Source organism: Halomonas sp. AOP7-E1-9 (assembly GCF_052376035.1).
Lineage (GTDB): Bacteria > Pseudomonadota > Gammaproteobacteria > Pseudomonadales > Halomonadaceae > Vreelandella > Vreelandella citrativorans.
This window is the reverse complement of sequence record NZ_JBQSVC010000043.1, coordinates 1-20,183: the sequence shown is the minus strand read 5'-3', so window position 1 is coordinate 20,183 and position 20,183 is coordinate 1. Positions and strand designations below refer to the sequence as shown.

At 51.9% G+C, this 20,183-nt stretch carries 21 protein-coding genes and 3 tRNA genes; 13 read left to right on the top strand and 11 right to left on the bottom strand.

Annotated elements, in window-relative coordinates; all coding sequences use genetic code 11:
- Positions 1 to 262: 262 nt before the first annotated feature.
- The gene (gene hisC / locus ACT3R4_RS16715; protein WP_441679871.1) at positions 263 to 1,324 is read right to left on the bottom strand and encodes a histidinol-phosphate transaminase; all 1,062 of its coding nucleotides are present in this window, start codon (positions 1,322 to 1,324) and stop codon (positions 263 to 265) included.
- A gap of 164 nt (positions 1,325 to 1,488) precedes the next feature.
- Between hisC and ACT3R4_RS16710 the strand changes: the two genes are divergently transcribed.
- From ACT3R4_RS16710 to selD, 3 genes are all read left to right on the top strand, one after another.
- On the top strand, positions 1,489 to 1,941 hold the full coding sequence (locus ACT3R4_RS16710; protein WP_193057399.1) for a copper resistance protein NlpE N-terminal domain-containing protein: 453 nt from the start codon (positions 1,489 to 1,491) through the stop codon (positions 1,939 to 1,941).
- Between the two features lie 98 nt (positions 1,942 to 2,039).
- Positions 2,040 to 3,413: a DNA repair protein RadA gene (gene radA / locus ACT3R4_RS16705; RefSeq protein ID WP_441679873.1), complete on the top strand. Its 1,374-nt coding sequence runs from the start codon at positions 2,040 to 2,042 to the stop codon at positions 3,411 to 3,413.
- Between the two features lie 79 nt (positions 3,414 to 3,492).
- A complete protein-coding gene (gene selD / locus ACT3R4_RS16700; RefSeq protein ID WP_441679875.1) occupies positions 3,493 to 4,530 on the top strand; it encodes a selenide, water dikinase SelD in 1,038 nt (345 codons plus the stop codon).
- A 123-nt stretch (positions 4,531 to 4,653) separates the two neighbouring features.
- Here the strand turns inward: selD and ACT3R4_RS16695 are convergent, their stop codons facing one another.
- Positions 4,654 to 5,346 (bottom strand): type 1 glutamine amidotransferase, encoded by a 693-nt coding sequence (locus ACT3R4_RS16695; RefSeq protein WP_441679877.1) that lies wholly within the window; start codon positions 5,344 to 5,346, stop codon positions 4,654 to 4,656.
- 113 nt (positions 5,347 to 5,459) lie between these two features.
- On the opposite strand from ACT3R4_RS16695, the gene ACT3R4_RS16690 reads away from it, so the two are divergent.
- Positions 5,460 to 6,062: a YjaG family protein gene (locus ACT3R4_RS16690; protein ID WP_172118882.1), complete on the top strand. Its 603-nt coding sequence runs from the start codon at positions 5,460 to 5,462 to the stop codon at positions 6,060 to 6,062.
- Between the two features lie 12 nt (positions 6,063 to 6,074).
- Here ACT3R4_RS16690 and ACT3R4_RS16685 read toward each other — a convergent pair whose 3' ends face one another.
- From ACT3R4_RS16685 to hisB, 5 genes are all read right to left on the bottom strand, one after another.
- Positions 6,075 to 6,578 carry a hypothetical protein gene (locus tag ACT3R4_RS16685; protein WP_441679879.1) on the bottom strand — a complete coding sequence of 168 codons (504 nt, stop codon included), beginning with the start codon at positions 6,576 to 6,578 and terminating at the stop codon, positions 6,075 to 6,077.
- Between the two features lie 36 nt (positions 6,579 to 6,614).
- Complete coding sequence (gene hisF / locus ACT3R4_RS16680; protein WP_441679881.1) at positions 6,615 to 7,388, bottom strand: imidazole glycerol phosphate synthase subunit HisF; 774 nt, start codon at positions 7,386 to 7,388, stop codon at positions 6,615 to 6,617.
- Positions 7,385 to 8,131, bottom strand: coding sequence for a 1-(5-phosphoribosyl)-5-[(5-phosphoribosylamino)methylideneamino]imidazole-4-carboxamide isomerase (hisA, locus tag ACT3R4_RS16675; RefSeq protein ID WP_441679883.1), 747 nt, complete (start codon positions 8,129 to 8,131; stop codon positions 7,385 to 7,387). Before hisA ends, hisF begins: the two co-directional genes overlap by 4 nt.
- Positions 8,132 to 8,142: 11 nt before the next feature.
- Complete coding sequence (gene hisH / locus ACT3R4_RS16670; protein WP_441679885.1) at positions 8,143 to 8,784, bottom strand: imidazole glycerol phosphate synthase subunit HisH; 642 nt, start codon at positions 8,782 to 8,784, stop codon at positions 8,143 to 8,145.
- 88 nt (positions 8,785 to 8,872) lie between these two features.
- Positions 8,873 to 9,466 (bottom strand): imidazoleglycerol-phosphate dehydratase HisB, encoded by a 594-nt coding sequence (hisB, locus tag ACT3R4_RS16665; RefSeq protein WP_193054343.1) that lies wholly within the window; start codon positions 9,464 to 9,466, stop codon positions 8,873 to 8,875.
- Between the two features lie 204 nt (positions 9,467 to 9,670).
- On the opposite strand from hisB, the gene ACT3R4_RS16660 reads away from it, so the two are divergent.
- The 7 genes from ACT3R4_RS16660 to ACT3R4_RS16630 all read left to right on the top strand — a co-directional run bounded on the left by ACT3R4_RS16660 (position 9,671) and on the right by ACT3R4_RS16630 (position 14,471).
- Positions 9,671 to 10,153, top strand: coding sequence for an acetyl-CoA sensor PanZ family protein (locus ACT3R4_RS16660; protein WP_193054342.1), 483 nt, complete (start codon positions 9,671 to 9,673; stop codon positions 10,151 to 10,153).
- Entirely contained in the window at positions 10,153 to 12,492 is a 2,340-nt protein-coding gene (locus ACT3R4_RS16655) for an AsmA family protein (protein WP_193054341.1), read from the top strand. Before ACT3R4_RS16660 ends, ACT3R4_RS16655 begins: the two co-directional genes overlap by 1 nt.
- Before the next feature lie 112 nt (positions 12,493 to 12,604).
- Positions 12,605 to 13,699: an A/G-specific adenine glycosylase gene (mutY, locus tag ACT3R4_RS16650; protein WP_193054340.1), complete on the top strand. Its 1,095-nt coding sequence runs from the start codon at positions 12,605 to 12,607 to the stop codon at positions 13,697 to 13,699.
- A 35-nt stretch (positions 13,700 to 13,734) separates the two neighbouring features.
- Complete coding sequence (locus ACT3R4_RS16645) at positions 13,735 to 14,010, top strand: oxidative damage protection protein (RefSeq protein ID WP_087108543.1); 276 nt, start codon at positions 13,735 to 13,737, stop codon at positions 14,008 to 14,010.
- Positions 14,011 to 14,167: 157 nt separating this feature from the next.
- Positions 14,168 to 14,243, top strand: a tRNA-Phe gene (locus ACT3R4_RS16640).
- A 5-nt stretch (positions 14,244 to 14,248) separates the two neighbouring features.
- Positions 14,249 to 14,323: transfer RNA gene (locus ACT3R4_RS16635), tRNA-Gln, on the top strand.
- Positions 14,324 to 14,395: 72 nt separating this feature from the next.
- Positions 14,396 to 14,471: transfer RNA gene (locus ACT3R4_RS16630), tRNA-Thr, on the top strand.
- 521 nt (positions 14,472 to 14,992) lie between these two features.
- On the opposite strand, the gene ACT3R4_RS16625 is transcribed toward ACT3R4_RS16630, so the two are convergent.
- From ACT3R4_RS16625 to ACT3R4_RS16610, 4 genes are all read right to left on the bottom strand, one after another.
- Positions 14,993 to 15,784, bottom strand: coding sequence for a DNA adenine methylase (locus ACT3R4_RS16625; protein ID WP_193054338.1), 792 nt, complete (start codon positions 15,782 to 15,784; stop codon positions 14,993 to 14,995).
- Positions 15,735 to 15,932 (bottom strand): Com family DNA-binding transcriptional regulator, encoded by a 198-nt coding sequence (locus ACT3R4_RS16620; RefSeq protein ID WP_193054337.1) that lies wholly within the window; start codon positions 15,930 to 15,932, stop codon positions 15,735 to 15,737. Before ACT3R4_RS16620 ends, ACT3R4_RS16625 begins: the two co-directional genes overlap by 50 nt.
- A 147-nt stretch (positions 15,933 to 16,079) precedes the next feature.
- Positions 16,080 to 16,502, bottom strand: a complete 423-nt coding sequence (locus tag ACT3R4_RS16615) for a DUF2513 domain-containing protein (RefSeq protein WP_193054336.1) — start codon at positions 16,500 to 16,502, stop codon at positions 16,080 to 16,082.
- A 34-nt stretch (positions 16,503 to 16,536) separates the two neighbouring features.
- Positions 16,537 to 16,920, bottom strand: coding sequence for a DUF4376 domain-containing protein (locus ACT3R4_RS16610; RefSeq protein WP_193054335.1), 384 nt, complete (start codon positions 16,918 to 16,920; stop codon positions 16,537 to 16,539).
- An 83-nt stretch (positions 16,921 to 17,003) separates the two neighbouring features.
- Here ACT3R4_RS16610 and ACT3R4_RS16605 point away from each other — a divergent pair, with 83 nt between their 5' ends.
- Both ACT3R4_RS16605 and ACT3R4_RS16600 read left to right on the top strand, forming a co-directional pair.
- A complete protein-coding gene (locus tag ACT3R4_RS16605; protein ID WP_193054334.1) occupies positions 17,004 to 17,867 on the top strand; it encodes a hypothetical protein in 864 nt (287 codons plus the stop codon).
- 343 nt (positions 17,868 to 18,210) lie between these two features.
- The gene (locus tag ACT3R4_RS16600) at positions 18,211 to 19,851 is read left to right on the top strand and encodes a trypsin-like peptidase domain-containing protein (protein ID WP_193054333.1); all 1,641 of its coding nucleotides are present in this window, start codon (positions 18,211 to 18,213) and stop codon (positions 19,849 to 19,851) included.
- Positions 19,852 to 20,183 lie beyond the last annotated feature (332 nt).

Below are 20,183 nucleotides of genomic sequence, written 5' to 3'. Positions count from 1 at the left end.
TCGGCTGGGTTTTTTGTGTGCGTGGAAGAAAGAAAAAGATCTCCCCATGCGAGAGTCCCGGAGCGCCGGCCGGCGGATGGCCGCCCCGGTCATCGTCAGGCACTTATTGTGAAAAATCCCCCGGAGCTCAGGCCGCGGGGGATTTTTTTATGCGTGGAAAATGAAAAGCGGTGGCTGAAGCTTATGCTTACAAAACTATGCCTACAAAAATGCCCTGTAGCGCCTCGCGCGACAGGGCATTTAACGTTGTATGGCGAGCGAACTAGCCGCAGATCGCTTCCAGCGCCTCTATCAGGCTATCCATCTCATCGTCAGTGCCGATGGTAATGCGCAGGAAGTTATTAAGCTCAGAGGTATTGAAGTGGCGTACGAGAATGCCGCGTTCGCGAAGGCCCGCAAACAGTTGAGTGCCTGCATGCTCAGGATGTTGGGCAAGCACAAAATTAGCCTTGGAGGGTAATACCTCAAATCCTAATGCTTCAAGACGCTGACGGGTGCGTTCACGGGTTGTAATCACGCGCTCCCGGCTTGCGTCAAAGTGCGCTTTATCGTCAAGTGCAGCAATACCTACAAGGCTTGCCAGGCTATCTACCGGGTAGGAGTTAAACGAGTCCTTAACGCGGTGCAGGCCATCAATCAACTCCATTGAGCCAATGGCGTAGCCCAAGCGTAAGCCGGCTAGGCTGCGCGATTTGGAGAACGTGCCCGTCACTAGTAAATTTGGATAGCGATCAATTAATGCAATCGCGCTTTCGGCGCCAAAGTCGACATACGCTTCATCAACCAATACAACGCGATCCGTTACTCGCTTGAGTAGTGTTTCAATATCCTCAAGCGAATGCGCATGCCCGGTAGGCGCATTCGGATTGGCAAAAATCACTCCGCTACGCGCCGACGCGGTTCCCAGCGCCTCCAGATCAACTTCCCACTGCTCATTGAGTGGATGAGTGCGTAGCTCAACGTTATAGAGGTTGGCGTATACCGGATAAAAACTATAGGTAATCGATGGGGCATCAAGCGGTGCGCCGTGACAGAAGAAGGCTTGAAAAGCCAACGCTAGCACCTCATCTGAACCATTGCCCACAAATACCTGCTGGCTTTCAACGCCATACGTTTCAGCAAGTTTTGAACGCAGTGCGGCAGACGTTGGGTCGGGATAGAGACGCAAATGGTCGGTCGCGTAGTCACGCAGTGCCTGGCCGACGCTTGGCGCTGGCGGGTAAGGGTTTTCATTGGTATTGAGCTTGATAATACGCTCACGCGGCTGCTCCCCGGGTATATAAGGGGTTAGCGCTTTAACAGCGGGACTCCAGTATTGGCTCATGTGGGTAACCTGATTATCCTTGCATAATAGGCCATGGTCGCTTGATGCTCGCTTAAGCGCAAGCATTCCCCTTGCAATCAGGGGTGTGCGTTGCACCTTGTAACGGTTATGCTGTCATAATCGCGCGAAAGAAATGTATGACCAACACGATAAGGAGACACCCCATGCAATTCAGGAGTTTGCTAGCCGGTTCGGCTATGTTGGCATTGTTGGCAGGCTGTGCGACCGGCGGCCCTTCGGCCCAGGAAAGTGACGCAGGCGTTAGTGCGTCACAACAGCGCTACCAAGGCACACTGCCTTGCCGTAACTGTGATGGTATTGATCTGGACGTTACCATGGTGGGCGAAGAAACAAGCACACCTGATGAGCGTACTTTCACACTGGATGCGACGTATCGCAATCACCCTCAAACGCCTCCGCCGGAAAACTACGCAGGTAACTGGGAAGTGTTGAGCGGCACGCCGTCTGATCCCGATGCCTCTGTGTACGAGTTGACGCCCAATGGCGACGGCCAAATTTACTACTTTCAACGTATTGATGAACGTACGCTGGAGCTAATTGATCCAGAGCGTCGTCGCTTTGAAAATGGCGAAATGTTGCAGCTACAGCGTCAGTAAGTAAGCAGTAACATCCTAAGGCGGCCATTGGCCGCCTTTTGTATTTTATAGTCTGGTAATAGTGACAAAGAGTTAATATCAACGGGAGTATCAGCGCGGTGGCTAAAGCCAAAAGTGCCTTTGTATGTACCGAGTGCGGCGCGGAGTATCGCAAGTGGCAGGGCCAGTGCTCCAGTTGTAACGAGTGGAATACGCTGAGCGAAATTCGCCTGGCCAGTGCGCGGCCCGGAAGCGGAAGCAGTGGGTCAGGTCGGGGAGGTTATGCGGGTGACCTCTCCCGGGATGTGGTTGATTTAAGCAATGTCGACCTAAGTGAAGTGCCACGGCTAAGCTCCACCTTTAATGAGTTTGACCGTGTGTTGGGCGGTGGCTTGGTGCCGGGTTCTGCGGTACTGCTTGGGGGTAACCCTGGTGCGGGTAAGTCCACGCTACTGCTGCAAACGGCCTGTAAGCTGGCCCAGCAGCGGCGCATTTTGTATGTCACCGGTGAAGAGTCATTGTCTCAGGTCGCCATGCGTGCCCATCGCCTGCAGCTGCCTACCAGCGGCTTGAAAATGCTTGCGGAAACCAGCGTTGAGACCATCCTGGCCGTGGCTGAACGTGAGAAGCCTGAAATATTGGTGATCGACTCTATCCAAACCATGCATCTGGAGGATATTAGCTCGGCACCGGGCGGGGTGGCCCAGGTACGTGAGTCCGCCGCTGCGCTTACCCGCTTTGCCAAGCAAACCAATACGGTGCTGTTGCTGGTGGGCCATGTCACCAAAGATGGCACGCTGGCAGGCCCCAAGGTGCTGGAACACATGATCGATGCGTCGCTTTTGCTGGAAGGTGGCGCTGACTCCCGCTTTAGAACCCTGCGCGGTCAGAAGAACCGCTTTGGTGCGGTGAATGAGCTGGGCGTCTTCGCCATGCTGGAGCAAGGCTTAAAAGAGGTTAAAAACCCCAGTGCCATTTTTCTCTCGCGCCAGGAAGAGCAAGCGCCAGGCAGCCTTGTCATGGTGGTGTGGGAAGGCACTCGCCCTATTCTTGTCGAAGTACAGGCGCTGGTTGATGAATCCGCTTTGGGGAATCCACGCCGTGTGGCGGTTGGGGTAGACCAAAACCGTTTAGCCATGCTGCTGGCCGTGCTCAACCGCCATGGCGGTCTTTTTACCGGCGACCAGGATGTTTTCCTGAACGTGGTGGGCGGGGTGAAAGTATTGGAGACCAGCGCGGACCTGGCCGTACTGCTTGCGGTCGTCTCCAGCCTACAAAACCGCGCGTTACCCAAGGAACTGGTAGTGTTTGGCGAAGTGGGGCTTTCTGGTGAAATACGCCCGGTACCCAGTGGGCAGGAGCGTATTGCCGAGGCCGCCAAACACGGTTTTTTACGTGCCATTGTACCTCGTGCGAATGCACCCAAGCAGTCACCCAAGGGGATGGAAGTCATTGTCGTCGATAAGCTTAGCGACGCGCTAGAGGCGCTTTAAGTAGGCTACGCTATAAGAATTGTTATTCAGGCTGTTATAACAACTGTTCTAAAGACAAGCAGTGCCAAGGAGAGACACAATGAGCTCAATTCGCCTAACCCAATACAGTCATGGCGCAGGCTGTGGCTGTAAAATAGCCCCGGATGTACTGGACAGCATTCTCGCCAAAGCGGGGCCGGTAGCCGGGCATAAGCAGCTCATTGTGGGCAATCAAGGACGCGAAGATGCCGCTGTCTATGACCTGGGCGATGGGCGAGGCATGATTGCCACTACCGACTTCTTTATGCCGATTGTCGATGACCCGTTTGATTTTGGGCGAATTGCTGCCACGAACGCCATCAGTGATATTTACGCCATGGGCGGTACGCCGGTCATGGCGCTGAGTATTCTCGGCTGGCCATTAGACAAGTTGAGCGCGGAGATTGCCGGCGATGTCATTGCCGGCGCCCAGGGCGTTTGCCGTGAGCTGGGTGTCGCCTTGGCGGGAGGCCATTCGATTGATGCGCCCGAGCCCATTTTTGGCCTGGCAGTGAATGGGCTGATCGACCTGGACAAGCTAAAGCTCAATAGCCGCGCTAAGCCGGGTGATCTGCTGTTCTTGACCAAGCCGTTAGGTGTTGGGCTGCTGACCACTGCAGAGAAGCAAGGCCTGCTGGAAGCAGGGCATCACGGGTTGGCTCGGGAAACCATGCTTAAATCCAACCGTATCGGCGTCAAGCTTGCCGATGTAAAAGGCCTTAATGCCATGACCGACGTTACCGGGTTTGGCTTAGCGGGGCATTTGTCGGAAATATGCAGCGCAAGCAACGTCATGGCCCAGATAGATTTTCGCCGCCTACCTCGGCTGGCTCAGGCAGAAACCTATCGTCGTCAAGGGGCCGTTCCCGGCGGCACACGGCGCAACCGCGATGCCTTAGGTAAAAGCTTGCCTGATATGGATGAAGCTCACTGGCAGTGGCTATGCGACCCGCAAACGTCAGGCGGTTTACTACTAAGTGTCGACTCTGCTTGGCAAGATGATGTTGAACGCGTTGGCCGCGAGTTCGGCTTATCGCTTCAGCCGTTTGGCGTCATGAAAGCCCGTGAGAGCGAGGCGCTGATCGAGGTGGTGGGATAGTGCTTGAGAGAGTGCCTGAAACAGCGCGCGACAGCGGCGCCAGAACTTCATGTGAGGGATTGGGACAGCTGTTGGGAGGGGCCGCTAAGCAGTGGAGCGCCTAGCGGCTATCTTTCGGCGTGGTTAGCTCACTTTAAGCCATTGAGTCATGACGCGATCAAGCAGCGGTGCCAGCCGATGAAAGCGCGTTGCGTCTTCAAGGATCTGGCTACTTTCCTGGCGAAAGCGGTCTGCCGCGGAAGAGGTAGGTGTAGTGGGCTCGGCATGCTCAAGGCGCTTTTTCACATTGGCAAGTGTTACCTCAAAAAGGCACAGCAAACCGATGACACGGCCACTGTCCCAACTAAAGCCTTGCAGCGGTGCCGCCGCACTGCCGCCCAGCGGCAATGCATTCTCGGGCAAGCTAAATACATACCGATGCCACATAAAGGCGTCAAACTGCTCGGGTAAGTCAAACGGGCTTTCTGGGGCTAGCGATACGGTATGCCAACCTCTTTCGGGATACGTACCTGGAGCGATGATTGCCCCAAGTGCCTGAGCGACCCACAGAGCCCCTAGGCCAATGCCCATCAGGGGCTTTTGACCATCCAGATAACGGTTAATCAATTTGTTTTCGGCTTTAAACCAGGCGGGCGGCTGATCTATAAACGTTTCAGGGCCATCCAGTACGATTAACGCATCGCTTTCTGCCGGACGAGGCGTTAACTCGCCGGCATAAAGATGAAAAATGGTGTAACTATGTCCCATACTGCTTAACCAATCCGTTAAGCGGGCGGGAGCATGATCAGCACTGTGCTGTAGCAAATGAATATGCATGGTAATCTCCTCGCCGGCCGTACACAGTAAAGGCTGTCAGTGTTAATGACAGCGCGAGTTCGACCATAACGTATTGCCCCCATTTCACCAATATCACGCGTTAGGAAATCAGTATGGCGTCCAAGCCCCCAGGATTTTATCAGCAGTTGCAACTGCTTCCGCTACCGGCTCAGCAAGCGTTTATGGCTGCATTATGTGAGCGCCTGCTGCCTAATTACGCCCTGTACGAGCAGACCACTGGCCAAGGGGATATTCACACGCTGCGTACCGTAATTAGCCTGGTTTGGGAGCGCTTAAGCGTGCCCAACGCGAGCATTGATTTTGCGCGTCAGGCGGAAAAGTTGGCGGAGTGCGAACCGCCTGCTGATGATGAAAGCTTTGGTGCGCGTCGTGCGCTGGACGCGGTGGTTTCCCTGTCGGCGTTGTTGGACACACTGCAAGGCGACTCGCCAGAAGCCGTGCTGGATGTGAGCCGTACGTCACGTGCCGGGGTGCGTGCCTTTATCGAACTTACTGAAGGCGAAGAGGATGCCCAAAAGCTTGCTTTACTGATTCGGGACCATCCGTTAATGGCCGACGAAAATGATTTTCAGGACGCGGTTTTGGAAGCGGTCAGTGAACCGCTAAACAAAGCCGCGCTTAAGGAAATACGCACGCTAGGGCGTAACGGCGGTATTAGTAATCTGGGCCTTAGCCTTGAGGAAGATGATGAGTGAGGCTTGGCCTGCCTAAAAGCGCAGGCCTGCGGTTACCATCATGCCAGCGGTGCCGAAAATGATGAGGTCAGACTCAAACCGCCCCCACTGCATACCAATGCTTGGCAGCAGGGCGGGTGCGGTTTCAAGGTGGTTGAGAGGGATTTTGTCCCGATACTCACCTTTATAGCCATGCAGGAGTCCACCGGTGAGTTTGGCCCTGACGTTAATCTCTTTGAACTGCCAAAGGGGGAATTCACGCCCGGCATAAACGTACCATGTGGGCTGATTATACGAGTTTTTAAACCACGCCGTACCTGCCAGCCAACGGTCCGGGTTATGTAACTCAATGCCGATCAAATTCTGCTGGTTGTTATGATCCGGCTGTGGATCAAAGTGGCGGGTTAACAGGCTGGTTTGCACCAGCGTATGGTCCAGCTCAAGCGTCGGAGGCCAGTCCGGTAAGGTGAAGGCTGAGGCAGATGCGCTCAGCCATAAACCAGTTAGCCCTCCCAACCATGGGAAACAACGGGGCATGTAATACTCCTAAAAAGGGACTGGGCAACAAACATGTTACAGACGCATCTCGATACCGCGTTCTGCCATATAGCGCTTTGCTTCAGGGATCGTATGCTCTCCAAAGTGGAAAATACTGGCGGCCAGCACCGCATCCGCACCACCTTTCAATACGCCGTCCACCAGGTGATCCAGATTGCCCACGCCGCCAGATGCAATCACTGGCACGCTCACGGCTTCTGAAATCGCGTGGGTCACGCCAAGGTCAAAGCCGATTTTGGTGCCATCACGGTCCATGCTAGTGAGCAGCAGCTCGCCCGCGCCAAGCTCGACCATTTTTTTGGCCCACTCCACCGCATCAAGCCCGGTTGGGCGGCGGCCGCCATGCGTGAAAATCTCCCAGCGCGGCGGCTCGCCTTCATTGGAGACGCGCTTGGCATCAATCGCCACTACGATGCACTGGCTGCCAAAGCGTTCCGCAGCTTCGCGAACAAATTCAGGATTCGTAACGGCGGCGGTGTTGATCGACACTTTATCCGCGCCGGCATTCAGCATTGTACGAATATCGTCACAGCTGCGAATACCGCCACCCACCGTCAGCGGAATAAACACTTCCCCTGCGATGCGTTCGACCATTTCGACAGTAGTATCGCGGCCTTCGTGGCTAGCGGTAATATCCAGAAAGGTAATTTCATCGGCACCCTGCTGGTTATAGCGCTGAGCAATCTCGACCGGGTCGCCTGCGTCACGAATGCCGACAAAGTTGACGCCTTTCACCACTCGCCCAGCATCAACGTCCAGGCAGGGAATTATACGCTTGGATAAGCTCACGCTCCGCCTCCTGTTAGCTGGTCGCTAAGACGTTGTGCTTCAGCCACATCCAGGCTGCCTTCGTAAATGGCACGACCGGTAATGGCGCCTAAAATACCGCTATCGGCGACATCGCACAGCGCTTTAATGTCATCCAGATTGGTCACGCCCCCAGAGGCGATGACCGGTAGGCCGCCTTCGCGAGCCAACTGAGCCGTTGCTTCAACGTTAACGCCTTGCATCATGCCGTCACGGGCAATGTCGGTATAGACGATGCTGGAGACGCCGTCATCAGCAAACCGCTTCGCCAAGTCGACGGCTTTAACGCTTGAAACTTCTGCCCAGCCGTCGGTGGCCACGAAGCCGTCTTTAGCGTCCAAGCCAACAATCACGCGACCTGGGAAAGCGCGGCACATTTCACCCACAAACGCGGGCTCTTTAACCGCCTTGGTGCCGATAATCACGTAAGATACGCCTGCCTTCAGGTAGTGCTCAATGGTTTCAGCAGTACGAATGCCGCCGCCAATTTGAATGGGCAGGTTGGGATAGGCACGTGCGATGGCCGTCACGGCATCGCCATTGACCGGCTTGCCTTCAAACGCGCCATTCAAATCGACCAGATGAAGGCGGCGCGCGCCAGCTTCTACCCAGCGCGCGGCCATAGCGACGGGATCATCGCCGTAAGAGGTCGCATCATCCATACGCCCCTGTTTCAACCGCACACACTGGCCGTCTTTGAGATCAATCGCAGGAATTACCAACATAACTAAACCTCTTAGGGCGTCCAGGTGACAAAGTTTTCGAGTAAGCGTAGGCCTGCTCGGGAGCTTTTTTCCGGGTGGAACTGTACGGCAAAGGTGGCGTCGCGGCCAATCGCCACGTGGGCACTGACATCGCCATAATGCGTGGTGCCAAAAACCTGGGCATCGTCGGCAGCATTCACGTAATAACTGTGCACAAAGTAGAAGTGCTCGTTGTTATCAATGCCTGCCCATAGCGGATGGTCATGGCTTTGTTCCACCAGGTTCCAACCCATGTGCGGCACTTTTAAACGCTGTTCGTGCGCGTCGCGCATCGTGGTCGGAAAGCGATCCACGCTGCCCTTGAAGAAGCCCAGACAGTCGACGCCGCCGTTCTCTTCGCTTCGCTCCATTAACATTTGCTGACCCACGCAAATGCCCAGCAACGGTTTCGCCTGACGTGTTAGCACATCATCAACCAAACCACGCAGCTCCGTGCGTTCAAGTTCACCCACACAGTCGCGAATAGCGCCCTGGCCTGGCAGTACCAGGCGGGTGGCGCCTAAAATGCGCCGCGGGTCACGGGTGATAATGACGTTCTCGTGCGTTACATGTTCAAGCGCCTTCGCGACAGAATGTAGATTACCCATCCCGTAGTCGATTACCGCAATAGTCATGAAGCGCTCCTTGATCGAGTGAACGAACGGTTACCTGAGCTGTTTACTGTACTGATATATGTACTGATATATGTACGACAGCCCGCCATTACAGGCTCCCTTTGGTGGAAGGCATCTGCCCCACCATGCGTGGATCTTCTGCCACCGCCATGCGTAGAGCGCGTCCAAAGGCTTTAAAAATTGTTTCGGCCTGGTGGTGAGCGTTAAAGCCTTTAATGTTGTCAATATGCAACGTGACGCGCGCATGATTAACGAACCCTTGAAAAAACTCCCAGAACAGCTGGGTGTCAAGACGGCCTATGGTTGCGCGCGTAAACTCGACATCCATATAAAGGCCGGGCCGACCAGAGAAGTCGATCACCACGCGGGAGAGTGCTTCATCCAGCGGCACATACGCATGGCCATAGCGATAAATGCCGCGCTTGTCGCCAATCGCTTCATTAAATGCCTGGCCCAGAGTAATGCCCAGATCTTCAACGGTATGGTGTTCATCAATATGCAAATCGCCTTTGGCGAGGATATCAAGGTCTATCATCCCGTGGCGTGCAACCTGATCAAGCATATGATCCAGAAAGGGAACGCCCGTCTCGCAGCGAAGGAGGCCTTCGCCATCCAGATTGACGCTGACGGTGATCTGGGTTTCATTGGTATCACGGCTAACCGTGGCAATACGCGCTGCCATGTTGCATCTCCTGCGCTCTAGCGCATTCTGAAGGGAAGGCGATGGGTCGCACTGTTTCATCGCTCTGTTATTAGGACATATATCTGCGGCAAAGCGATCATTATAGAGAATCGGCGCCCCCATCCGCTACAATGCGCGCAATGTAGCCGCCCTTTTAGGCATTAAAAATAGCAGTTTTGCTGCTTTGGCGAAGAGGAGTTCATCATGCCGGTGACACTGGAGCGCGTCGACCAAGCCTGTTGGGAGAACGATGAGCAAGTGCGTCTCGATTTGATACGCATTTATGAGGATGCACCGAAAGAGCGAGTGCCTGCTCAAGCGGTCCTGCCTTTTATAGAGCAACATTTAAAAGCGAAGCACTTTTTTGCTTGTGCGCACTTTAATGATCGTTTGTTGGGGGCGGCGGCTATTCAAGAAGGGCAAGACCGAGCATGGTGGCTTTCAGAGCTATGTGTACGCAAAACCACACGCCGCCGCGGCGTTGGCTCGCGGCTAATGGCGTTGCTGGGTGAACAGGCCAAGCAAGAGGGGCGTAAACTGCGCATTGACATCTCATCGCTACCGTTGGCCGACCAGGTGTTGCTCTCCAAGCTTGGCTATCGTCCCAGCACCAGTGCTGAAAGGCCCACACCGGATCAACCTCTTACCAGCAATTTTGTTGAGTTAGACCCACAAGGGAAAGGGTAATGAAACAGTTATTACGTATTTTGCTGGCTGCTGTCGGCATTCTCGCCATTGTAGGGGTGGCGGCGGTGGTTTATGTGACCACCTTTCTTGACCCCGAAGATTTCAAGCCACGCCTGACGTCCGTTGTGGAAGAGCATACGGGGCTGCACTTGGCGCTTGATGGGCCAATTACATGGTCTTTCTATCCACGCATTGGGGTAAGCGTTGAGCAAGCGCGTGCCTGGCTGCCTGAGCAATCGGAAGAAGAGACGTCGTTTGCTTCTATACAGCGCGCCGAGGTCAGCGTCGCTTTTGCGCCATTATTGCGCGGTGAAATTGCAGTTGACGGCTTAACGCTGGACGGCATGCGCCTAAACCTTGAGCGGAACGAGGCAGGCGAAGGCAACTGGAAGCCGCTGGTCGAGCGCTTGGCTGAAGGTAGCGATGAAAAAGCGCAAACCGTGCTGGCGCCAGCAAGTGCAGGGCCGAATGCCGATGCAGGTAATCTTTCCGTTGTATTGAACATCGCCAGTGTTGAAGTAAAAGACGCCGATATTCGTTTTCGTGATGCGCAAAGCCAAGCGCTGTGGCGCCTGCAGTCGCTGAATGTTTCCGGCAGCAACGTCAATCCGGTAAGCCCTTTCCCTTTAAAAGCCATGTTTACGCTGACCAAACATAATCGTTTGGATGCCGAAGTGCTGGAGCGCACGCCGGATTTAACCAGTGATATTGACCTTGATACACGCATGCGCCTTAAGCTCGCAGAAGACAGCGTGGTACTGGAAAATACCCGTTTAAGTACCAACACACGCCTGCACCCGGACAGTGAACCTCAGCGGCTTGGCTTAAGGGCGGCTGAAATCGTTGCGCGGATGGAAGAGAAACAGTTAAGTATCACCGAAGGTGTATTAGAAGCCGGCCTGCAGGACTCTGAAAAATGGCAGGGCAGTCTAGCGCTGGCGCTAGCCTTTGGTTTGGAAAGTGACTGGCAGGCGCAAACCGCACAGCTAAAAGAGCTACAACTGACCGGGCCTGATGGGCTGCGCGTGAGTGGCCACCTGAATGTCGAGCAGATGTTTGATGCGCCTCAATACCGTGGCCAGATTACCGCCGCGCCTTTTACGCTGCGTCCGTGGTTGACTCGTGCAGGCGTTGAATTGAATACCACCAGCGAGGCAGCGCTTAGCGATATCGCCATGACCAGTCCCATTGAAGGGGATGAGCAGCACGTATCGCTACCCAGGCTATCGCTGGTTGTCGATGACAGCACCTTTACAGGGCAAGTTGCCGCCGCACTGGATGGGTCGCAGTTAACGTTTGATTTGGAAGGCGATAACCTGAATGTTGATCATTATCTTCCAGGTCCCGCAACGTCTCAGCAGGCAAGTTTAGGCTTATTGCGCAGGGCGTTTGCCCAGAGTGCAGAGACGTTGCTGCCGCAAGCATGGCTCAGTGAATTGTCAATGGAGGGTGATCTACGTGTCGATACACTTCTGCTGGGAGGTCTTACCTTTAATGACACGCGCTTGCAGCTACAAGGTGAGGAAGGTCTTCAGCAACTAACCGCCTTTGACGCACGATTTTATGGCGGAGAGCTTAGCGCTTCAGGCCAACTGGATGCCCGCGAGCGGGTAATGGAGTGGGGGCTGGCCCCGACCATCAATAATGTGCAAATGGCATCGCTGATTGAAGCACTCAGTGATGAGGACGAGCCTTCTCCACTGAGAGGACGCTTGCATCTGGATGGCGAGCTAACGTCCCGTGGCAATACCCGTGAAGCGTTGGTCAGTAATCTAAATGGACAACTGAACGGGCGTCTTAATGAAGGTGCGATTTTAGATATTAATATTTCTCAGCAGATGTGTGAGCTGGCAGCCCAGGTAGAAGGCGAAGGAACCGTCCGCGACTGGCATAACGATACGCGCTTCGAGCGTTTTGATGCGACGTTCCAGATACGTAATGGCGTCATGAGCAGTGACAACCTGAACATCACCCTGCCGGGGATCGAAGTTAACGGAAAGGGCGAGCTGAATTTCAACAGCCTGAACTTTGATACGCGAGCAGATGCACGGTTAGCGAATACCGCCGATGCTGCCTGTGAAGTGAATCCTCGCCTGGAGCAGTTGCCACTGCCCGTTCGCTGTGAAGGCCACATTGGCGATGCAACCAGCGAATGGTGCCGCATTGATCGAGAGGCTTTTCAGACCGCCGTGGTTAACCTGTTGCGTAACGAAGCTGGAAACCGTGTGACTACGGAGCTTGAGGAGCGCGTAGGCGGTTCATTGGATCAGTTGGATGAGCGCTTGGGTGAAGGTGCCGGCCAAAACCTTCGCGAAGGTATTCGCCGCCTCTTCAACTGAGCATCCCTGTAAGTCAGTCTGCGCCGGCTAAATGCCGGCGCTTTTTTATTGGTATACGCTGATTGGCTCATTCAGCCAAATACGTTACGAACACGCTAGCGAAGGAGTCCCAATGGCTGATATGCCAACCCCAAGGCTTGAAGCAAGCGAGTTTTATCGCCGTCTGTTGGCCTGGTTTGACCAGCATGGTCGGCACGACTTGCCTTGGCAGTCGCCCCGTAGCGCTTACCGAGTGTGGGTTTCGGAAATTATGCTTCAGCAGACCCAAGTGGCGACAGTGATCCCTTACTTCGAGCGCTTTATGGCTCGCTTCCCAACGCTTGAGTCGCTCGCTCTCGCTCCTCAGGATGAGGTGTTGCACTTATGGACCGGGCTTGGTTATTACGCCCGGGCGCGCAACCTGCATAAGGCCGCTCAGCTGGCGCTGGAAGAGCACAACGGCGAACTGCCCACTGAAAGTGTCGATGCACTAGTAGCTTTGCCTGGCATTGGGCGATCAACGGCAGGCGCGATTATCGCCCAGAGCACCGGCAACCGAGCGGCCATTTTAGATGGCAACGTAAAGCGCTCGCTAACGCGATTACACGCTATTCCTGGCTGGCCAGGTAAGCCCGCTGTCGAACGTGAGCTTTGGGCGCTTGCCGACTACTACACACCGTCCACCCGCCTGGCGGATTTCACGCAGGCGATGATGGATTTTGGCGCCACCTTATGTAAGCGCAGCAAGCCTGATTGCACGTGCTGCCCGTTTAACGATGTATGTCTGGGGTACGCTCAGGGTGAGCCACAGCGCTATCCTGAATCCAAACCCAAAAAAGCGTTGCCCACTCGCTGTACGATTATGCTCCTGCTACGAGACTTCCAAGGGCGCGTCTGGTTGGAGCAGCGCCCGCCTAGCGGTTTGTGGGGTGGGCTATGGAGCTTGCCGCAATTCGACACGCACAGTGAACTGAACGACTGGCTTGAACAGCACGTCGTATCGCCTAAACGTGAGACGGCCATGCCAGGCTTCCAGCATACCTTTAGCCATTTTCGTCTTGAGATTACCCCTCAGCCGGTTTCCTGCGATAGGCTGAGTGAAGTAAGAGAGCACGGAGTGTGGTTTGATGTTAACCACCCCCGGGCGCTTGGCTTAGCGGCGCCTGTCAAAGCGCTGCTGGGTCAACTGACACCTTTTGTCCTTAACTTAACGCCCGGGCGTGTATAAGGCCTTGGGCGCCGCTATCCACCAAGGAGTTATCAATGAGTAATACGGTTTTTTGTCGTAAGTATCAAAAAGAGCTGCCAGCTCTTCCGTTTCCACCGCTACCCGGCAAGCAGGGCCAGGAGATCCAGGCTTCTGTATCCAAGCAGGCGTGGGAAGAGTGGCAGGCGCTGCAGACCCGTTTAATCAACGAAAAGCACCTGAATATGCTCGACCCGGAAGCGCGCGCCTACCTGATGGATCAAATGCAACGCTTCCTGAATAACGAAACCACCGACCAGGCCGAGGGCTATGTGCCGCCTACGCAGGTGTAGTCGAATGTTCAGACAGGCGGCAATCGCAGGAATTACGGGCGTTTCAGTCCTACGCCGTTAGCCGTAGAGTTAACCCTAAGCGACGGTTAGAAAAGAAAGTTTCACAAAGGTGTTGACGAAAAGCTGAGTTTTTAGTTTAATACGCACCGTTGGCAGCGGCCAGATAGCTCAGTTGGTAGAGCAGGGGATTGAAAATCCCCGTGTCGGCGGTTCGATTCCGTCTCTGGCCACCAAACGTTGGGGTATCGCCAAGTGGTAAGGCACCGCTTTTTGGTAGCGGCATTCCCAGGTTCGAATCCTGGTACCCCAGCCATTGCCAACAAGATTTCTTGTTGATTGTAAAGCCTAACAGCGAAGCAATCATTTTCTCAAGAAAATGTGAAGCGCCGACATAGCTCAGTTGGTAGAGCAACTGACTTGTAATCAGTAGGTCCCGGGTTCGACTCCTGGTGTCGGCACCATCAAAAGATGGTTAAAAGCAACACATTAGAGAATCAGATTAAGCCGTCCGAAAGGACGGCTTTTTTGTGCGCGCTATAAAAACAAACATAAAGAAGTAACGATAAAGGCAGGCATAACAGTGAAGCATTTATTCGTGTAACCGCGCGGCATATTTGGCATATCCTAGCGGCATATTTGGCACCAAATTCATTGGAAGAATAGTACCCGCTTCGCGGCGCGTTTGGCACCAATCACCAGCTAGGGTCTGTCAATTTCATCCTATTGCACTCTCTGCTATTTAGAATGCGCTGCGCGACTTCATACACAAGGTCAAAAGTAAGCTGATTAGGGGGCTTTTTATTAAGTTCCTGGACTTGTTCGACGCTTTGCTTCAAAAGGCAAAAACATGCAACCTTGCAAGCCTCTGAATCTTTCGGATCACTGAAACGAATACGCGTTAAGCGGTTTTCCACGCTATCAAAGCAGACGATCCAATCTCCTGGCACAGCATTTCTATTAGGTAGTTCGCACATAAATTTTCTCAAAACAGCCCCGCCGGTTCGGCGTCCACATCCCAGCTGAAGATCAGCACCTCTTTGGCGTCTGAGCCTTTGCCGCCGCCGACGGTGTAGCGGATGTCGGTGGTTTCGATGTGATAGCCCGCGAAGATCCGGCGGATGTCTGGGTGGTCGTTGAGGCTGATGATGGCTTTGCCTTTGAGCTTTGCCAGCATGCTCGCCAGTTGTTCGTACTGTTCTATGCCAAAGGGTACCCCATATCCTTCTGTTTGCCAGTAGTGTGGGTCCATATAAAAGAGGGTGTGCGGGCGGTCATAGCGCTCAATGCAGTCTTGCCAGCTTAGATGTTCAATAAAGGTGCTGACCAAGCGCAGGTGGGTTGCCGAAAGTGACTCCTCCAAGCGCAGCAGATTTAAGCCTGGTGGTGTAGTGGTTGCGGTGCCAAAGGTTTGGCTTTCAATGCGGGCACCGAAGGCGTTCTGCTGTAGGTAATAGAAGCGGGCGGCACGCTGTATATCAGTGAGCGTTTCAGGCCGTGTCATCTTCAGCCACTCAAACACCTGTCGGCTGGAGAGCGCCCATTTGAACTGCCTGACGAACTCTTCAAGATGGTTCTGTACCACACGGTATAGATTGACCAGATCGCCGTTCACATCGTTGAGCACTTCAACTTCGGCGGGTGAGGGGCGCAGGAAGAACAACGCGGCCCCTCCTGCGAAGGGCTCTACGTAGCACTGGTGCGGCGGCATCAGTGGAAAGATACGGTCAGCCAGACGGCGCTTGCCGCCCATCCAGGGAATGATTGGGGTAGCCACGAGGCATCTTCTCCTTTAGTGGTTTGGAGCTCGTGGCTCTCTGTTGATTTAAGTGTTTGCAACGCGGGCACTTTATTTCGATGAACTGATAGTCGCTGACATTGGCCAGCTTGCGATTGCACTGCTTACAACGGATTTCGATTAACACCACATCAAGCCTTCTAACGTTTGGCTTAGACTTCCAGTACCTCGCGCGAGGTAGGGGAGTCCTGGCCGACTTGCAGGTGTGTTCTGCTTGTTGGTGGCCACCTCCGGTGTTACCGCACCTTGGGTGGCCACTCCTCTTATCACTAAATTAACTGCCTATTGCACTTCTAAAAAGCTCTTTAACCCCATACTTCAGCGCTTCTTGACCTGTTACAGAGCCAGCTGATCGTATGCCTTGGATGAGTCGCTCCAGCCCTTTCGGTTTGTTGAGTTCTTTTAACACCTCAGCCCCTAGCGGTGTTAAAAGAAGTGGTACATTGGTGTAGCTTCGAGTATTGCTTACGCTTTTCGACTGCCCCCAACGGTTTTGAGCACCGAGATTACGAGTCTTAAATAAGCCTGCATCGTAAAGCTCATCCATGTGATAAACGAATTTTTGATATTCGTTTTCGTCAGCACCGCTGATGTCATTATTTAAAATCTGTTTGTGCAAATCACCTAGAGGGGTGCCAACATACTCACCATCTCCAATCTTTTGGAGAATTTCCCTTACAAGCTCTGGTTTAAGCATTGCTAATACTCCTATTGATTCAAAATTACATCTCTCAGTTTAGGCTATTTATATCCCCAATCTCCCCTCGTACCACCTGTGCCTGATATTCACCCTCAAGTGCGATCAGGGCGCCGCGTCGCTGGGCAATAGCATGTAGGGCTTGCTCTACTTCTGACAACGGGTGGTTTGCATGAAACTGGCCATCACTATCCTTCCAAGCTGCAAACGTTGTTTGTTGTGCCTCTCGGGCGAACTGCACTACTTCCAGCAAAGCGGCACGGTTGCAGGGGTCGCCACTGTAGCGGATGCCGTTAATCACCACGCCAAATGCTTCTTGCTCTTTGCGCTGTGACTCGATACGCGAGATTAGTTTATCTTTATCCTCACGGCTTAAATCATCGGCGGTCTTTACTTCTGCATCATTTAGCCAGCTCATTCAGAAATTTCTGTAGTGACATAGTGAATTTGGCCACCTAATTAGAGGTGCTAGGATGCACCAAGACATCACCAGGTGGCAGCATGGCAGCAAGACCAAAACGTAACTTTAGCGCAACGGGTAATGACGACCGGCCAGTATATATAGATAACCATCCACCTATTCCACATCTGAAGAAGAGAGAGGCAAGCAGTAAGATTCCCTCCCTCACAAGAAAGCGGGCTAACGGAAAGCCGCATGAACACTATTTTTCTTGGAAGCTGACATACTGCATGAAGGCATTAATGCAGTATCAAAATAGCAACCGAGCCGACGGCTGGAAGTTGGCAGCGATAACGGTCAATCTACCCTTTCTCCGAAGCTTAGCATTGACGAGCCAGAAAAAGGGGCCAGCGACAGCCTACGGCGATGCCATCGCTGGCCGGTTGTCCTATCTTCACCGCCAACCACGATTTTTTCTCACCCTCGAAGACTCCAAAGATGAGACTTTGCACGCTCATATCTGCATGGCCTATCACCCAGATGATCAGGTAACAATTAGACAAGCGCTAAGGCTGGATGCTGCTAGCAACAATGCATCAATCATGTTTAGACACGAATATCGCCAATATGAGCCGGATCCAACCCAGGGCGACATCGACCGTGAAATGGATGAGGCACGGGAGGCCGCACGAGCGGCTGGTATTCCTGATGACGAAGGTGAGCCGGAAGAACCCTGCTCTCTTTATCAGCTTTATGATCAGAGGCTTAATCGTTACTACCGTATGATGCCTATCGATATAGGGTGGGCAGACTATCTAAGCAAGGAGCTGCACCAAGGAGGGGCTAACTTCTTGGTCGGTAAATCAGGTGGACAGGGACGAGCTTATGTTCAGCGTGGTTTAATTCAGGCTGCCAATACTTTGCATAAAAATGCTCGTGAGGACTTCATGAAAAGAAAGTCCTAGAAAAATAAAATTCAGCTTTATACATAACGCAAACAACGCTTGGTGCGTTTTAAAAATCCTGTCTATAGGAAAGGAAGAGGATTAAGAGACGCGACTGCGATATTTAAACATCATTCTTGTAACCGTTGATTTTATATGCATTACAGCTTGAATTTTTTATTTTGTGATGCTAGTTTATGAACGCCACCTAACGGGGGTTAATCTTGGCGGAGACAAATGCCGCTGATTGACAACGATGTTAGTAGCTTAATCGCAGCGCTACTCACTGTAAACTTAAAATGTTACTCTCAGTATTAGGAGTGCATCTCGAATGGCGTAAAGTGAAACCCCGAAGGTGGCCTTGATGTTAGACAGCAATACAACACCTAGGCGGCTAGCCGCTTTGCTAGGAACTACTTATCCTAACTTGTGTCTTACTGTTTATAAAGTTAGACCTAACAATTTGTATACTACTTTTAAGATTGCAAAGAAGTCTGGCGGTGTGCGCACTATTGCAGCCCCAGATAAGAGATTGATATACCTTCAGGATAAGTTGAAGTCATTACTTGAAGAGTTATATAGTCCTCATCCTGCTGCTACAGCATTCATTAAGGATCGGGGTATTATTTATAATGCTAGCCCCCATGTAGGTAAAGCATTAGTGTTCAATATTGACCTTGCTGATTTTTATGGCCATATAAATTTCGGTCGAGTAAGAGGGTTGCTTTCTGCTCCCCCATATAACCTACGCCCAGACACCTCTCAACTTATTGCTACAATCTGCTGTTTGAATGGTTCTATCCCTCAAGGTGCTCCTACATCACCAGTATTATCAAATATGATAAGTCGACAGCTTGATCGTCGTTTATCTTTGCTTGCGAAAAAGAATCATGCTTTTTATACGCGCTATGCTGATGATATAACTTTCTCGTTTAGAAATAATAACTTTGAAGGTGTATGTTTTTCTGTAAATGGTGTTTTTCAACCATCTAGTGAATTAATTAAGCTTGTAGAGAAAAGCGGTTTTTATTTAAATAAACAAAAAACTCGGGGCGAAGTTTCTCGGTCTCGTCAAGTGGTGACAGGGCTGAAAGTTAATAAAAAAATAAATGTTGATCGACGATATGTAAGAACAACGAAGGCTATGATTCATGCCCTATCTGGTGATATTGATACTGCGAATGTGGTATTTTGGCAAAAGTTTCCAGAAAAAGAGCCAAAAAGACTTGAAAACGTAGTGGCCGGTAGAATTAATTTTATAGGTATGATTAAGGGTGTGAACTCTAGAGTATATCAAATGCTTGCCAAAAAATTTAATAGACTTCCTTTGAAGCAAAAGCTGTCTACGAGAACTTCTAAGCTTGTTGATACCGACCAAAAATACAGGGACATGGCAAAGCAGAGAGAACTTCAAAAATGCGTTTGGATTCTAGATTTCGAAGGAGCTCCGAACGTTACTGACGAAGCTGAGTTTATCCAAGGCACCGCTTTTATGGTTAAAGGTCAACAAGTTTTAACCTGCTCGCATACTTTTAATAAAGCTGATGATGCCGAGTATTGTTACATTTCGAGGATACACGAACGTGGCGTTAAATATTTAATGAAAGTAGCGAAGCGATGTAAACATCGTGATATAGCTGAGTTAGAGTTTGTTAATGAACCTAATGAAATATTTCAAAGCTTAGACATATATCATAAGGAAGAGATGTTTCCTGGTTATCAAGTTTCTCTGGTAGGTTTTCCAGATTATATGTCTGGCCACACTACTGTAAGCGTTATCAACACGTCTATTACATCACATGTAAATATTTCAACAGTTGATAATTATGAGGTAGATGCTGAAATAGGAGCAGGTTATAGTGGTGGGCCTGTAATAAATGATTTTCATCAGGTAATAGGCATGATCGTGAGTGGTCGCACGACATCAGTTGATTTTGAGACGCAGGAGTCTGCTCTTACTGGTAGAAATGCTTTTATTAGCGCCCATCATTTTTTGCAGTTTTAAAAAGTAAACCTTAGAAATAGCTATCACGAGCCGTATATTTGCTGAGCGCTTTCTCATCTTGCTTGTAGGCGAGTCGAGGTGATGTGGTGTTCTTAAATGTCTGCCCGCTTCTAGATTTCGCAGACAAGATAGCCTAAAGTATTTGAAACCCACTGAGCCATTAGGGTGAACCAATTTTAGAACGAATGTTTGATGGGTTTTGAATAAGTTATTGAATTATGATGCTTTTTTTCGCTATATGGCTCCGGGTTCGACTCCTGGTGTCGGCACCATCAGAAGATGGTTAAAAGCAACACATTAGAGAATTAGATTAAGCCGTCCGAAAGGACGGC